The organism is Micromonospora sp. KC207 (assembly GCF_004348615.1).
Classification (GTDB): domain Bacteria; phylum Actinomycetota; class Actinomycetes; order Mycobacteriales; family Micromonosporaceae; genus Micromonospora.
The window spans coordinates 1-15,521 of the sequence record NZ_SMKJ01000166.1; the positions used below are offsets into that span (position 1 = coordinate 1).

General features: G+C 75.3%; 11 protein-coding genes. 7 read left to right on the forward strand and 4 right to left on the reverse strand.

Translation table 11 applies throughout. From position 1 onward, the window contains the following. The 5 genes from E1258_RS20175 to E1258_RS20195 form a co-directional block, all read left to right on the forward strand. The coding region (locus tag E1258_RS20175; protein WP_132403616.1) for an ATP-dependent DNA helicase at positions 1–3,421 on the forward strand (3,421 nt) is incomplete at its 5' end. Further along, entirely contained in the window at positions 3,418–6,879 is a 3,462-nt protein-coding gene (locus E1258_RS20180) for an ATP-dependent DNA helicase (RefSeq protein ID WP_132403619.1), read from the forward strand. The genes E1258_RS20175 and E1258_RS20180, both read left to right, overlap by 4 nt. A gap of 239 nt (positions 6,880–7,118) precedes the next feature. Next, positions 7,119–7,322: a cold-shock protein gene (locus E1258_RS20185; protein ID WP_007072850.1), complete on the forward strand. Its 204-nt coding sequence runs from the start codon at positions 7,119–7,121 to the stop codon at positions 7,320–7,322. Between the two features lie 206 nt (positions 7,323–7,528). Next, on the forward strand, positions 7,529–8,932 hold the full coding sequence (locus E1258_RS20190; RefSeq protein ID WP_132403622.1) for a DEAD/DEAH box helicase: 1,404 nt from the start codon (positions 7,529–7,531) through the stop codon (positions 8,930–8,932). 190 nt (positions 8,933–9,122) lie between these two features. Next, positions 9,123–9,344 carry a hypothetical protein gene (locus E1258_RS20195; RefSeq protein ID WP_132403624.1) on the forward strand — a complete coding sequence of 74 codons (222 nt, stop codon included), beginning with the start codon at positions 9,123–9,125 and terminating at the stop codon, positions 9,342–9,344. A gap of 128 nt (positions 9,345–9,472) precedes the next feature. On the opposite strand, the gene E1258_RS20200 is transcribed toward E1258_RS20195, so the two are convergent. The 4 genes from E1258_RS20200 to E1258_RS20215 are packed head-to-tail and all read right to left on the reverse strand — an operon-like array spanning position 9,473 to position 12,689. Then, on the reverse strand, positions 9,473–9,973 hold the full coding sequence (locus E1258_RS20200; protein WP_132403627.1) for an Rrf2 family transcriptional regulator: 501 nt from the start codon (positions 9,971–9,973) through the stop codon (positions 9,473–9,475). A gap of 1 nt (position 9,974) precedes the next feature. Continuing rightward, positions 9,975–10,859, reverse strand: coding sequence for an ABC transporter permease (locus tag E1258_RS20205; RefSeq protein ID WP_132403630.1), 885 nt, complete (start codon positions 10,857–10,859; stop codon positions 9,975–9,977). Then, the gene (locus E1258_RS20210) at positions 10,849–11,628 is read right to left on the reverse strand and encodes an ABC transporter ATP-binding protein (protein WP_132403633.1); all 780 of its coding nucleotides are present in this window, start codon (positions 11,626–11,628) and stop codon (positions 10,849–10,851) included. The genes E1258_RS20205 and E1258_RS20210 overlap by 11 nt, the downstream gene beginning before the upstream one ends. Next, positions 11,625–12,689 carry an ABC transporter substrate-binding protein gene (locus E1258_RS20215; protein WP_132403636.1) on the reverse strand — a complete coding sequence of 355 codons (1,065 nt, stop codon included), beginning with the start codon at positions 12,687–12,689 and terminating at the stop codon, positions 11,625–11,627. Before E1258_RS20215 ends, E1258_RS20210 begins: the two co-directional genes overlap by 4 nt. A 171-nt stretch (positions 12,690–12,860) precedes the next feature. On the opposite strand from E1258_RS20215, the gene E1258_RS20220 reads away from it, so the two are divergent. Then, the gene (locus E1258_RS20220) at positions 12,861–14,171 is read left to right on the forward strand and encodes a pitrilysin family protein (protein WP_132403639.1); all 1,311 of its coding nucleotides are present in this window, start codon (positions 12,861–12,863) and stop codon (positions 14,169–14,171) included. Between the two features lie 26 nt (positions 14,172–14,197). Continuing rightward, positions 14,198–15,511 carry a pitrilysin family protein gene (locus tag E1258_RS20225; protein WP_132403642.1) on the forward strand — a complete coding sequence of 438 codons (1,314 nt, stop codon included), beginning with the start codon at positions 14,198–14,200 and terminating at the stop codon, positions 15,509–15,511. Positions 15,512–15,521: the final 10 nt, after the last annotated feature.

Sequence of the window (15,521 nt, forward strand, 5' to 3'; positions counted from 1 at the left end):
GGTTTGGGGTGACGGGTGGCGGGACGACCCGGCACAGGCCGAGGTCGTGACGCACACCGACGGGCCGCTGCTGGTCGTGGGCGGGCCGGGAACCGGCAAGAGCAGCGTTCTGGTGGAGGCGGTCTCCGCCCGGGTGGCCGAGGGGGTCGACCCGGAGCGGGTCCTGGTGCTCACCTTCGGCCGGCGGCAGGCCACCGACCTGCGCCGCCGGATCGAGGCCCGGGTGGCCGGCGACGGGCACCGGGTGCTGCGCGAGCCGCTGGTGCGCACCTTCCCGGCGTACGCGTACGGGCTGCTGCGGCGGGCCGCCGCCGAGCGGGGCGAGCCGTCGCCGCGCCTGCTCACCGGCCCCGAGCAGGATCTGATCATCCGGGAGCTGCTGGACGTGGTCGGCGAGGAGCCCGACGACGACCCGGTCGGCTGGCCGGAGGAGCTGCGCCCCGCCCTGCGGACCCGGGCGTTCGCGGCCCAGCTCCGCGACCTGCTGATGCGGGCGGCGGAGCGCGGGGTGGGCCCGGTGGAGCTGGCCCGGCTGGGCGAGCGGCTGGGCCGCGCCGACTGGCCGGCCGCCGCGCGCTTCCTGCGGGAGTACGTGGCCGTGCTCGCGCTGCGCGACGTCAGCAACCGCGGCTCGATCGCGTACGACCCGGCGGAGCTGGTTCGGGCCGCCACCGGGCTGCTGCTCGACGACCCGGAGCTGCTGGAGGCCGAGCGCCGCCGCCTGGCCCACGTTTACGTCGACGAGCTGGCCGACACCGACCCCGCCCAGCTCGACCTGCTCGCCGTGCTGGCCGGCGGCGGAAAGTCCCTGGTCGCGTTCGCCGACCCGGACTCCGCCACGTACGCGTTCCGGGGCACCGACCCGGCCGGGGTGGCCGCCTTCCCGCACCGCTTCCGCACCGCCTCCGGGGCCCCGGCCGCCCAGGTCGTGCTGACCACCTCGTACCGGGCCGGGCCGGGGCTGATCGCCGCGACCCGGCGGCTCGCCGGCCGGCTGCGCGGCCCGGCCGCCCACCGCCGGCTGCGCCCGCTGCCCGACGCCCCGCCGGGCACGGTGCAGGTGCGCACCTTCCGCTCGGCCACCAGCGAGGCCGCCTGGCTGGCCCAGGCGCTGCGCGCCGCGCACCTGCTCGACGGGGTGCCGTGGTCGCGGATGGCGGTGCTGGTGCGCTCGACCGCCCGGCAGTTGCCGTCGCTGCGGCGGGCCCTGCACACGGCCGGGGTGCCGACCGTGGTGCACGGGGAGGACCTGCCGCTGCACCTCCAGCCGGCGGTCGCCCCGCTGCTGCTCCTGCTGCGCTGCGCCTTGGAGCCGACCCGGCTGGACGAGGAGTCGGCGGTGGCGCTGCTGCACTCGCCGCTGGGCGGGGCCGACCCGCTGGCCGAGCGGCGGCTGCGCCAGGGGCTGCGGGCGATCGCGCTGGCTTCGGGGGACCGCCGCCCCTCCGGGGAGCTGGTCGTGGACGCGCTGCGCGACCCGGAAGAGCTGTCCGGGATCGACCGGCGCTGGGCGGAGCCGGCGCAGGCGGTCGCCGGCCTGCTGGCCATCGCCCGGGAGGCGGCCCAGCGGCCGGGGGCCACCGCCGAGGACGTGCTCTGGGCGGTGTGGGACGCCAGCGGGCTGGCCGAGCGCTGGGCCGGCGCGATCACCCTCGGCCGGGCGGCGACCGGGGAGCACGAGACGGCGCGGCGGTGGCGCGCCGAGGCCGCCGACCGGGACCTCGACGCCGTGCTGGTGCTATTCGACGCGGCGGCCCGGTTCGCCGACCGGCTGCCCGGCGCGCGCACCGAGGTCTTCCTCGACCACGTGCTCGGTCAGGACCTGCCGGCGGACACCCTGGCACCGACGGCGGACCGGGGCGAGGCGGTACGGCTGCTCACCGCGCACGCCGCCAAGGGGCTGGAGTGGGACCTGGTCGCCGTCGCCGGGGTGCAGGAGGGTGTCTGGCCGGACCTGCGGCTGCGCGGCAGCCTGCTCGGCTCCGAGCGGTTGGTGGACGTGCTCGCCGGCCGCGACTCCGGCGACGGCGGGCGGGCGGTCCTCATCGGGCAGACCTCCGCCCTGCTCGACGAGGAGCGCCGGCTCTTCCATGTGGCGGTGACCCGGGCCCGCCGCCGGCTGCTGGTCAGCGCGGTCGCCTCGGCCTCGGTCGGCGGCGACGACCACGAGGAGCAGCCCAGCCGGTTCCTGTACGAGCTGGATACGACCCGGCCACCGGGAAAGGGCGACGGCGCACCGGGACACGGCGACGACCCGGACGGCGGCCCGGAGGGGACCCGGGACGGCAGCTCCGGCCCCGGCCCGGCGGCAGGTGGTGGCCCGGGGACCGCCGGCCAGGCCGAGGATGGCGACCCGGGGGCCGGTGCGCCGGTCGAGGGCGGGGTAGAGCCCGGCCGGGGGACGCTGCCGGTGGCCGGGCCGCCCCGGGCGCTGACCCTGCCGGCTCTGGTCGCGGAGCTGCGTACCGCCGTGGCCGACCCGGCGACGCCGTACCACCGGCGCAGCGCGGCGGCGGCCGAGCTGGCCCGCCTCGCCGCCGCCGGGGTGCCCGGCGCCCACCCGGACGACTGGTGGGGGCTGCGCGGCCTCTCCGACGACCGGCCGCTGGTCGACGAGGGGGAGCCGGTGCGGGTCACCCCGTCGGGGATGGAGAGCGCCCTGCGGTGCAGCCTGCGCTGGCTGCTGGAGCGGCACGGCGGCAGCGGCCCGGCCAGCGCCGCACAGGGCGTGGGCAACCTGGTGCACGCCGCCGCGATGCTGGCCGAGGACGCCAGCGCCGACCGGTCGGCCCTGCTGGAGTACGTGGCGGCCCGGTTCGACGCGATCGAGTTGGCCGCCCGGTGGATGGTGGGCCCGGAGCGGGAGCGCGCCGAGGCGATGGTGGACAAGCTGCTGCGCTGGCTGGCCGGCAACCCGCGCCGGTTGCTGGCCATCGAGCACGAGTTCGCCGTGCGGCTGGACGACCCGCACCGACCGGTCGAGCTGACCGGCCGGGTGGACCGGCTGGAGGTCGACGCCGACGGCCGGCTGGTGGTGGTCGACCTGAAGACCGGCAAGTCCACCGTGGTCACCGAGCGGGAGATCGGCGAGCACCCGCAGCTCGGGGCGTACCAGGCGGCGGTCGAGGCGGGGGCGTTCGCCGAGTTCGGCGACGAGTCCGGCGGGGCGGCCCTGGTGCAGCTCGGCACCGGTGCGCGGGACGCCCGGGAGCAGAGCCAGCCGGCGGCGGGGCAGGGGCCAACGGCCGGCTGGGCGACCGCGCTGGTCCGGCGCACCGCGGATACGATGGCCGCCGCCACCTTCGCCGCGGTCGCCAACTCGAAGTGCCGGGTCTGCCCGGTGCGCACGAGCTGCCCGGTGTCCGGGCAGGGGCGCCAGGTCGTCGAGCCGCCGACCCCCCGCCGCCCGGAGAACCCGTGACCCAGCCCGCCCTGTTCAGCACCGCGACCCCGGCGCCCCGGGCCGCCGACTCCGGCCCCCGGTACACGCCGGTCGAGCTGGCGAAGCTGCTCCGGCTGCCCGCACCCACGCGGGAACAGGCGGCGATCATCGCCGCGCCGGTCGAGCCGCTGCTGGTGGTCGCGGGGGCCGGGTCGGGCAAGACCGAGACGATGGCCGCCCGGGTGGTCTGGCTGGTCGCCAACGCGTACGTCCGGCCGGAGCAGGTCCTCGGCCTGACGTTCACCCGCAAGGCGGCCGGCGAACTGGCCCACCGGGTGCGTACCCGGCTCGACCAACTGGTGCGCCGGCTCGGGCGGCGGGGGCGGGATCCGCTCGACGACCCCCTGACCGGTGAGCCGACGGTGTCCACCTACCACTCGTACGCCGGGCGGATCGTCACCGAGCACGGGCTGCGCGCCGGGTACGAGCCGTCCACCCGGCTGCTCACCGAGGCGTCCCGCTGGCAACTCGTGGACATGCTGGTGCGCAACTACGACGGCGACATGACCGGCGTGGACCGGATGCCCAGCACGATCACCGACGCGGTGCTGGCCCTGGCCGGCGAGCTGGACGAGCACCTGGTCGACCCGGACGCCCTGGCCGCCTGGACGGGCCGGTTCTTCGCCGACGTGCAGTCCCGCCCCGGTCGGGTGTACGTCGACGTGCGTAAGGCGCTCGCCCTCCAGCAGACCCGGCTCAAGCTGCTTCCGCTGGTGCGCGCGTACGGCCGGCGCAAGGACGACTTCGAGGCGATGGACTTCGCCGACCAGCTCGCCCGGGCGGCCCGGGTGGCCCGGGACCACCCGGCGGTCGGCACGATCGAGCGGGACCGGTTCCGGGTGGTGCTGCTCGACGAGTACCAGGACACCAGCCACGCCCAGGTGGTGCTGCTCAACGCGCTGTTCGGGGGCGGCCACCCGGTGACCGCCGTCGGCGACCCCTGCCAGTCGATCTACGGCTGGCGCGGGGCCAGCGCGGGCACCCTGGACCGCTTCCCGGCCGAGTTCGCCCGCGCCGACGGCACGCCCGCCGCCGTGCTGGGCCTCACCACGAGCTGGCGCAACCGCCCGGAGATCCTGGGCGTGGCGAACGCCCTGGCCACCCCGCTGCGGGCGGCGGGCGCCCGGGTGCCGGAGCTGCACGCCGCGCTCAGCGTCGCCGACCCGATTCCGCACCGCACGCCGGGCGGCCTGGTCGCCGGCACCGTGCACTGCGCGCTCCTGCCGACGTACGCCGACGAGGCCGACTGGATCGCCGACGGCGTCCTCGCGGCCTGGCGCGGGGCGGCCCGGATGCCGGGGGCGCTGCCCGAGCACATCCCCGTGCCGCACCGGCCCACCACCGCCGTGCTGGTGCGGTTGCGCAGCCAGATTCCCGCGCTGGCGACGGCGCTGCGCGCCCGGGGCCTGCCCGTCGAGGTGGTGGGGCTGGGCGGCCTGCTGGACACCCCCGAGGTGCGGGACGTGGTGTGCACCCTGCGGGTGCTCGCCGACCCGACCGACGGGGCGGCGCTGCTGCGGCTGCTCACCGGGGCGCGCTGGCGGATCGGGCCGCGGGATCTGGTGGCCCTGCACCGGCGGGCCCGGTCGATCGCCGCCCAGCGCCGCCGGCTCGCGGCCGGGGACGGGCCGGAGATCGCCGCGGACCTGCTCGACGAGGCCACCCTCGTGGAGGCGCTGGCGGACCTCGGGCCGGCCCAGGCGTACTCGGTCCAGGGCTACGCGCGGCTGCGCGCGTACGGCGAGGAGTTGGCCCTGCTGCGCTACCGGCTGGACCAGACGTTGCCGGAGCTGATCGCCGACGTCGAGCGGACCATCGGCCTGGACGTGGAGGTGGCGGTCCGGGCCGGCCGGGACGGCACCGGCGACGCCGGCCTGGCCCGGGGGCACCTGGACGCCCTCGGCGACGTGGCGGCCCGGTTCAGTGGGGAGTCCCCGGCGGCCACCCTGTCGGGGTTCCTGGCCTATCTGGCCGCCGCCGAGGACGAGGAGCGCGGCCTCGCCCCGGGCGAGGTGGAGGTGGTCGACGGCGCGGTGCAGATCCTCACGGCGCACGCCGCGAAGGGCCTGGAGTGGGACGTCGTGGCGGTCGCCGGCCTGAGCCGGGGCGTCTGGCCGGGGCCGGTGCGCAACTCCGACCACTGGCTGGGCGGGCTGGGGATGCTGCCGTTCCCGTTGCGGGGGGACGCCGACGGGCTGCCCGAGCTGGGCCTGGCCGACGCCGCCGACCAGCGCGCGGTGGCCCGGGCGCTGGCCGACTTCACCGACGCGTGGCGGGGGCACGACGAGCGGGAGGAGCGCCGCCTGGCATACGTGGCGGTGACCCGTCCCCGGCGGCTGCTGCTCTGCTCCGGCTACTGGTGGGGTGAGGCGACGAAGCGCCCGCGCGGCCCGTCGGTGTTGCTGCGGGAGGTGCACGACGCGTGCTCCGGCGGCGGCGACGGGCTCCTGGTCGACCGGTGGGCCCCGGAGCCGGCCGGGGACGCGGTGAACCCGACCACGGAGGTGGTGTTGCGCGCCGAGTGGCCGGCCGATCCGCTGGGCGGGCGCCGTCCGGCGCTGGCCGAGGCCGCCGCGCTGGTGCGCCGCTTCCTCGGCGAAGATCGTCCGGTGCCGGTCGACGCCCCGGCTCCCGCCCGGGGCGAGGCCGTGTCCCCGGCCGGGGGCGAGGCCCCGGGCGTCGTCGAGGCCTCCGGCGTCGTCGAGGCCTCCGGCGTCGTCGAGGACCCGGAGGTGGCGCGTTGGCGGCGGGAGGCCGACCTGCTCCTCGCCGAGCGGGCCGAGCTGGCCGCCGGGGCGGGGGCGGTCGAGGTGGCCCTGCCCGGGCAGCTCTCCGTCACCCAGCTCGTGGCGCTGCGCCGCGACCCGGGGGAGCTGGCCCGCGCCCTGCGCCGGCCGATGCCCAGCGCGCCGAACCCGTACGCCCGGCGGGGCACCGCGTTCCACACCTGGCTGGAGCAGCGCTTCGGCGTGAGCCGGCTGCTCGACGTGGACGAGCTGCCGGGGGCGGCCGACGCCGACGCCGCGCCGGACGAGGCCCTCGCGGAGCTCCAGGCGCGCTTCCTGGCCGGCGAGTGGGCGCAGCGGGTGCCGGTGGAGGTCGAGGTGCCCTTCGCCACGGTGATCGCCGGGGTGGTGGTGCGGGGCCGGATGGACGCGGTTTTCGCCCGGTCGGGCGGGCGGTTCGACGTGGTCGACTGGAAGACCGGGCGGCAGCCCGTCGGGGCGGAGGCCGAGACGGCGGCGGTACAGCTCGCCGTCTACCGGCTGGCCTGGGCCGAGCTGGCCGGTGTGCCGGTCGACCGGGTCGGTGCGGCCTTCCACTACGTGCGGGAAGCGGTGACCGTCCGCCCGGCGGATCTGCTGGACGCCGACGGGCTTACCGCCCTGGTCACGGGCGTGCCGGAGGCGTCGGCGGGTGGGGGCCGACCGAGGTAGGGCCGGCGACCGGCGACGGGACGAGAAATCCGTGATAGACTTATCCCGTTGCAGTTATGGTTCCCAGAGACTCTGTGTGCGCCTGGCGGATTGTGGCCCCAGGCGCTCTTTGTTGTGTCCGGAGCTCTCCGGGCGGGGCGACCAGAAGCGACAGGCGATTCGCGCATTCCCGCGCGGAGCGCTCCTCTTCGGGCCCGCAACAGGTGCGGGTCCGACGTTCCGTCAAGGAGACAGAACACATGGCAATTGGCACCGTCAAGTGGTTCAACGCTGACAAGGGCTTCGGCTTCATCACCCCGGACGGCGGCGGCGCTGACGTCTTCGCCCACTTCTCGGCGATCCAGTCCTCCGGCTACCGGAGCCTGGACGAGAACCAGCGGGTCGAGTTCGAGATCACCCAGGGCCAGAAGGGCCCGCAGGCGGAGAACATCCGCCCGCTCTGATCTCCGGCACCCGTTTCACCAGTTCCACCCGTAACATCCGTCGCGTCCTCCGGGCGTGACGACGTGGCCGGTCCGCCCCTCGCGCGGCGGGCCGGCCACGACCCCATTCGGTTCGTGCTTGTGAGTCCCGGCGGATCCGTCCGCCGGTCGACAGCGCCGCCTCGGCGCACTTCCTCGACACGTGCCGCGTCGAGGAAGGCTTCCGCATGACCACCGTTGTTCCCTCTTTCTCCGCCACCGGCCTGGCACCGGCACTGCTCGCCGAGCTGACCACGCAGGGCATCACCGAGCCGTTCCCGATCCAGGCGGCGACGCTGCCGGACTCGCTGGCCGGCCGGGACGTGCTCGGTCGGGGCCGCACCGGCTCGGGCAAGACCCTGGCCTTCGGGCTGCCGCTGCTGCACCGCACCGCCGGCCGTCGCGCCCGGCCCGGGCGCCCGCTGGCGCTGGTGCTGGTGCCGACCCGCGAGCTGGCCCAGCAGGTGACCACCGCCCTCTCCCCGTACGCCCGGGCGCTCGGGCTGCGCGTCGCCACCGTGGTCGGCGGCCTGTCGCTGGGGCGGCAGGCGGACGCGCTGCGCGCCGGCACCGAGGTGGTCGTGGCGACCCCTGGCCGGCTGCACGACCTGATCAACCGCGGTGACGCCCGGCTCGACCAGGTGGCCGTGACCGTGCTCGACGAGGCCGACCAGATGGCCGACATGGGCTTCCTGCCGCAGGTCACCAAGCTGCTGGAGCAGGTGGCCGGCGACGGCCAGCGGATGCTCTTCTCGGCGACCCTGGACGGCGGCGTGGACAAGCTGGTCCGCCGGTTCCTCACCGACCCGGTCTCGCACTCCGTCGACCCCGGCACCGCCACGGTCACCGCGATGACCCACCACGTGCTGCACGTGGAGGTGGAGGACAAGCCGGCCACCCTGACCCGGATCGCGGCCCGGGAGGGCCGCACCATCCTGTTCATGGGCACCAAGCACCGCGCCGACCGGTTGGCCCGCCAACTGCTGGCCAAGGGCGTCCGGGCCGCCGCCCTGCACGGCGGCAAGTCCCAGCCGCAGCGCACCCGGATCCTGGAGCAGTTCCGCACCGGCCAGGTGACCGCGCTGGTCGCCACCGACGTGGCCGCCCGGGGCATCCACGTCGACGGCCTCGACATGGTGGTCAACGTCGACCCGCCGACCGAGGCCAAGGACTACCTGCACCGGGGTGGGCGTACCGCACGAGCCGGGGAGTCCGGGACGGTGGTCACCCTGGTCCTGCCCGAGCAGCGCCGGGAGGTGTCCCGGCTGATGGCCACCGCCGGCATCCGGCCGCAGGCCACCCAGGTCCGCCCAGGCGACGAGGCGCTGGCCCGGGTCACGGGCGCCCGGGAGCCGTCCGGCGTGCCGGTGACCGTCGTCGCCCCGCCGCCCCAGCGGTCCGCTCCGGCCGGCCGGGGCTCCCGCTCGGGCCGCGCCTCCCACGGCACCGCCGCGCCCGGCGGCACGCCCCACTCCGCCGGTGTGCCGGGGGGCACCCCGGCTGCCCGGGACGCGGCGGGTGCCGAGGGGCGGCGTCCCGGGCACCGCGCGTCGGGCCGGTCGCGTCGCCCGCGCCGCCCGCGTTCCGCCTGACCGCTCCAGCCTCACCAGATTCCGCCGGCCCGGAGGGCCGCCAGCGTGCGACCCGGTCCATTTTCCTGAGTCAGGAATCAGGCACGCGCGAGTCCGATCGGCGACTGTCGTCCACGTGCGCGGTGGACGATGCTAGCCGTGGGGGAACACGGGCCGGTGGGGACCGGCCTTGGCTGGGGGGAGGACGACCATGACAGCCGACGCCGAGTCGGGGGCGGTGCGGGAACTGCTGGTGGTGCTGGCGGTCGCGGGGGCGGGGCTGGTGCTCGCCACAGCGGCGGCCTTCTCGCCGTGGCACCCCACCCGGAACGCCCGGCCGCCGGCCGGGTTGGTGGGGCTGCACAATCCGAACGGGGCGGACGCGCAGCTCACCGGTGCCGTCATCGGAGTGAACGACCGGTCCGCCGGCTGAACCCGCACCGTTCGGCCGGCGGCCGGCCTGTTCCGCGCGGCCCGTCGGGCACCGGCCTGTCCCGCGTTGGCCGCGGCAGGCCGACGCGGGACAGGTGACGGTCGGTCAGGCTCCGCCGATCCGGTCGGCTACGGGCGGGCCGTCGCCCTGGCCCCGTCCCGGGCGGCCGGCTCCCGGCTCTTCGCGGCGAGCAGGTCGGCCAGACTCGTCCGGTCCACCACCGTGGCGATCGCCCCGTCCACGGCCAGCCACACGTCGCGCAGGCCGGTGGCCACCCCGTGGTAGCCGGCGACCTCGGCCGGCAGGCCGCGCACCGAGGTGAGCGACCCGCCGACCGCACGGAGCACGTCCCCGACGCTGATCTCGTCAGCCGGCCGGGTCAGGGCGTAGCCGCCCTCGGCGCCCCGGTGGCTGAGAAGCAACCCGGCCCGGCGCAGGTCGAGCAGGATGCCCTGGAGGAAACTCAGCGGGATGGCCTGGCTCTCGGCCAGGGCCGCCGCCTTGACCAGCTCGCCGCCGGGTGCGGGGGCGTGGCCCAGGTCGCCGGTCGTTCCGCCACCGTCGGCCGCGGCGACGGCGACGGCGAGCATGGCCCGGAGCGCGTAGTCGCTGCGCGCGGAGACGTACACGTCACTGCCCGGTCTGGTCCAGCACGCCCCAGCGGCGGCGGATCGCCTGGTCCGCCGCCCCGAACGCGGCGTCGACCCCGAGCCCCACGACCAGGATGACGATCATCGTGGAGAGCAGCCAGGGCGCGTCGGCCAGCTCCCGGGCGTACGTCAGCTGGGCGCCGAGCGAGGTCTGCGAGATGCCCACCACGATCAGCTCGCCGGCCATCAGGCTGCGCCAGGAGAACGCCCAGCCCTGCTTCAGCCCGGCGACGATGGCGGGCAGGGCGGCCGGGGCGATGACGTACCGGTAGAGGTTGAGCCCCCGGGCGCCGAGGTTGCGTCCGGCCCGTTGCAGCAGCGGTGGCACGTAGTCCACGCCGCTGATCACCCCGTTGGCGATGGACGGGGCCGCGCCGAGCACCACGACGAAGAAGATGGCCTCCTCGCTCAGCTCGAACAGCAGGATCGCCAGCGGGAACCAGGCGATCGACGGCATGGTCTGCAATGCGGTGATCATCGAACCGATGGCCGCCCGCAGCACCCGGAACCGGGCCACGGCGAGACCCAGCAGCAGGCCGACGCCGACGGAGAAGACGTAGCCGACGGCGGCCCGGCGCAGGGTGGTGGCCAGCCCGTCCCAGAGCTGCGCCCCGCCGGCCTGCCGGACCAGCTCCTGCCAGACGGTGCCGGGGCCGGGCAGCGAGTACGACGGCCAGACCTCCGCCCACACCACGACCTGCCAGGCTCCGACGGCGATGGCGAGCGCGGCCAGCTTCGGCCAGGTGGAGGCCCAGATGGTGACGGCCCGGGTCGTCGTCTTGCGCCGGCCGGCGATCTCCAGCGCGTCGAGCCCGGAGATTTCCGCGTCGGCGCGCGCCGCGTCGGCGAGCGTGTCACTGGCCATGGCGGCCCACCTCCGTACGAAGCCGGCCGGTGACCTCGGCGGCGATGGACGCGATCTCCGGGGAGTCGATGCGTCGGGGCCGGGGCACGTCGACCCGGGTGGAGTAGATGATCCGGCCGGGCCGGCTGGAGAGCAGGATGATCCGATCGGCGAGCCGCGCCGCCTCCCGGACGTTGTGGGTCACGAAGAGCACGGTGAGCTTGCGTTCGGTCCAGATCCGTTCCAGCTCGTCGTGCAGGATGTCCCGGGTCATCGCGTCGAGCGCGCCGAACGGCTCGTCCATCAGCAGGACCGGGGTGTCCAGGGCCAGGGTGCGGGCGAGCGCGACCCGCTGCCGCATGCCGCCGGAGAGCTGGTGTGGACGCTTGCGGCCGAACTCGGCCAGGTGCACCGTGCGCAGCAGCTCGGCGACCCGCTCCCGGCGTTGCGCCCGGGGCAGGCGGCGCAGCTTCAGCGGCACGTCGACGTTGCCCTCGACGGTGAGCCACGGGAAGAGGGCGGACTCCTGGAACATCAGGCCCGGGTTGACCCCGTCGCCCAGCTCGATCCGCCCGCCGCTGACCCGGTCCAGGCCGGCGACCAGGTTGAGCAGGGTGCTCTTGCCGCAGCCGGAGGCGCCCACGAGGCAGACGAACTCGCCGGGAGCGACGTCGAGGGAGACCCCGTCCAGGGCGAGGACGGCGTGCTCGCCCTGCCCGTACACCTTGGTGACGCCGTGCAGCGCGACCGAGCCGGTTGCGCTGCGGGGCGTCGTCTTGGTCGACGTCATGGCCGGGCGACCTCGGGCTTGCCCTGGGCCTTGAGCACCTCGTTGAGGTAGGTCAGGTCGTAGAGCCCGTCGAGGCTGACCGGCTGGGTCAGGCCCACGGCGACCGCGTGGTCCAGGCCGGTCTTCAGCGACGAGGCGATGGGGTCGTTGGTGAACTCCAGCGTCGGCCACGCTTGCTTGATCAGCTTCACGTCCAGCGGCTTCCCGGTGATCTTGCCGATGTGGTCGGAGATGGCCTGCTGCGACTCGTCCGGCTTGGTGTTGACGAACTCGTTCGCCGCGGCCTGCCCCTCGACCAGCTTCCGCACCACGTCCGGGTGAGCCTTGAGGAACTTGGTGGAGACGATCAGGTTGGTGATGACGAACTTCCTGTCCGGCCACAGGTCGCGCTCGTCGACCAGCACCTTGCCGCCGGCGTTGATCAGCCGGGAGACGAACGGCTCGGGCACCCACGCCCCGTCGATCGCCCCGCTGGAGAAGGTGTCCACGGTCTGGGCGTTCTCCTGGGGGACCACCTTGACGTCGCCGCCGCCCTCCTTGGTGGCGGTCATGCCCTTCTCCTTGAGCCAGTAGCGCAGCGCCACGTCCTGGGTGTTGCCGAGCTGCGGGGTGGCGATCTTCTTGCCCTTGAGCTGCTCGACCGAGGTGATCTCCGGCTTGACCACCAGGGCCACGCCGCCGGACGCGGCGCCGGAGACGACCCGGATGGCCTCGCCCTTGGACTTGGAGAACGCGTTCACCGTCGGGTTGGGGCCGATGTACGTCGCGTCGAGCGCGCCGGAGAAGATGGCCTCGATGGCGGCCGGGCCGGCGTTGAAGGTCTTCGTCTCCAGCGTGACGTCGCTGCCGAGCTTCTCGGCGAAGATGCCCTTCTCCACTCCGACGACCGCGGGTGCGTGGGTGATGTTGGGGAAGTAGCCCAGTCGGAGCGTGACCGGGCCGGAGCCGCCTGCGGCCGCGCCGTCGTCCGCGCCGCAGGCGGCGGTGGCACCCAGGGTCGCCGCGCCCAACACGGCGAGGGTGGCAAGGGCGACCATCCGACGGAAGGGTAGCCGTCTCATCGTCTGTCCAATCCGCAGTATTCCTACTTATTAGGTAGGAAGGGTGGGGTAGGCTTCGGGCGGCGTCAAGGCTGGTCCACATGATGGGATCCGCGCCGTGAACTCCCGACTGTCCCACCGACGTGCGGGAGGTCCCCGCTGCCCGGGGCGGCGACGCGCTAGGGTCGACCCGTGGCGGCGCGGAGATCCAGAATTCCAGCGACGAAGTACCCGGTCGAGCGGTTCACCCTCGACAACGGCCTGCGGGTGGTGCTCACCCCCGACCGCAGCGCCCCGGTGATCGGGGTGGCGGTGGTCTACGACGTCGGCATCCGCTCCGAGCCCGAGGGGCGTACGGGCTTCGCCCACCTCTTCGAGCACCTGATGTTCCAGGGCTCGGAGAACCTGGAGAAGCTGGCCCACTTCCGGCACGTGCAGGGTGCCGGCGGCACCTTCAACGGGTCCACCCACCACGACTACACGGACTACTACGAGACGCTGCCGAGCAACGCCCTGGAGCGGGCGTTGTTCCTGGAGGCCGACCGGATGCGCGGCCCCCGGCTGACCGAGGAGAACCTGCGCAACCAGGTCGACGTGGTCAAGGAGGAGATCCGGGTCAACGTGCTGAACCGTCCGTACGGCGGGTTCCCCTGGCTGACCCTGCCGCCGGTCATGTTCGACACCTTCCCCAACGCGCACGACGGCTACGGCTCCTTCGACGACCTGGAGTCGGCCACGGTGGACGACGCGGCCGACTTCTTCCGCCGGTACTACGCCAGCGGCAGCGCCGTCCTCGCGGTCAGCGGGGACGTCGACGTGGCCGAGGCGACCGCGCTGGTCGAGCGGCACTTCGGCGACGTGCCGGCCCGGCCCGCCCCTAACCGCCCCGACTTCGCCGAGCCCGACCTGACGGCCGAGCGGCGCTCGTCGTACACCGACGCGCTGGCCCCGCTGCCGGCGGTGGCCTCGGCCTGGCGGGTGCCCGACCCGATCACCGACTTCGCCGGCTACCTGCCGTACGTGGTGCTCGCCGAGGTGCTCACCGACGGCGACGCGTCCCGGCTGGTCGAGCGGCTGGTCCAGCGGGACCGCGCGGTCACCAGCCTCGGCGGGTACGTCGGGTTCATGGGCGACGCGTTCGACGTGCGCGACCCCACCGCCCTGTTGCTCCAGGCGCACCTGCCACCCGGCGGGGACGTCGACAAGGTGCTGCGTACCGTCGACGAGGAGCTGGACCGGCTGGCCACCGACGGCCCGACCGACGGCGAGCTGGCCCGCACCCAGGCCCGGATGGCCACCCACCTGCTGCGCGACACGGACGCGGCGCTCGGTCGGGCGCTGCGGATGGCGGTGCTGGAGCAGCAGCGCGACCAGCCGGGCCTGCTCAACGACCTGCCCCGGCTGGTCGGCGAGGTCACCGACGAACAGGTCCGGGCCGCCGCCGCCACCCTGCGGCCGGAGCGCCGGGCGTCCATCGAGGTCATCGCGGGAGGCACCAGGTGACGATCACCGCCGGGGCCGGGGCGCGGATGCTGCCGCCGCTCGGGCCGAACCGCAGGATGAAGCTGCCGAAGCAGGCCGAGCGGCGGCTCGGCAACGGGCTGACCGTCATCGCCGTGCGCCGCCCGGCCGTCCCCCTGGTGGAGCTGCGGCTGTGGATGCCGACCGGCCGGACCCACCTGGCCCGGGGGGCGATGCTCGCGCAGACCATGCTCTCCGGCACGAAGTCGATGACCAGCGTGCAGATCGCCGCCGAGCTCCAGGCGGTCGGTGGCGGGCTCTCCGCCGGTATCGACCCGGACCGGCTCATGCTCTCCGGTGCCGGCCTGGTCACCGGGCTGGACCGGATGCTGGAGATCCTGGCCGACGTGCTGACCGGCGCGACGTACCCGGGTCAGGAGGTCGGCACCGAGCGGGACCGGCTGGTCGACCGCATCCAGGTGGCGCAGAGCCAGCCGGCCCACCTGGCCCGCACCGCCCTGCTGCGGCGGGTCTACGGCAGGCACCCGTACGCGGTGCAGACCCCCGAACCCGAGCAGGTGCACGCGGTGCGGCCGGCGGCGCTACGCCGGCTGCACGCCGAGCGGGTGCACCCGGCCGACGCGGTGCTGGTGCTGGTCGGCGACGTGCAGCCGGAGCGGGCCCTGGACGCTGCCGAGAAGGCCCTGGCGTGCTGGGACGGTGCGGGCCACACCGCCGAGCTGCCGCCCGCCCCGCCGCTGGAGCCCGGCCCGCTGCTGCTGGTCGACCGGCCCGGTTCGGTGCAGTCGTCGTTGCGCATCGCCCTGCCGGCGGTACCCCGCACCCACCCCGACCACGCCGCGCTGCAACTGGCCAACCTGGTCTTCGGTGGCTACTTCTCCTCCCGCTGGGTGGAGAACATCCGGGAGGACAAGGGCTACACGTACGGGCCGTACTCGCTGGTCGAGCACTCGGTGGCCGGGTCGGTGCTGGTCGCCGCCGCCGAGGTCGCCACCGAGGTGACGGGCCCGGCGCTGCTGGAGACGATGTACGAGCTGGGTCGGCTGGCCACGCTTCCGGCGAAGCCGGACGAGCTGGAGCAGGCCCGCCAGTATGCCCTCGGCACCCTCCAGCTCGGCGTGTCCACCCAGGCCGGGCTGGCGTCGCTGACCAGCGCGTACGCCGGCAGTGGGCTTCGTCTGGACTTCCTCGCCGAGCACGCCGCCCGGCTGGCGAAGGCCACCGTCGACGAGGTGGCCGAGGTGGCTCAGCGCTACCTCGCCCCGGCCCGGGCGGTCACGGTGGTGCTCGGCGACGCCGAGCGGATCGCCCCCGCCCTGTCCGCCCTCGCCCCCGTCCAGACCGAGCAGGTCGGGGCGTGACCGCCGGGGG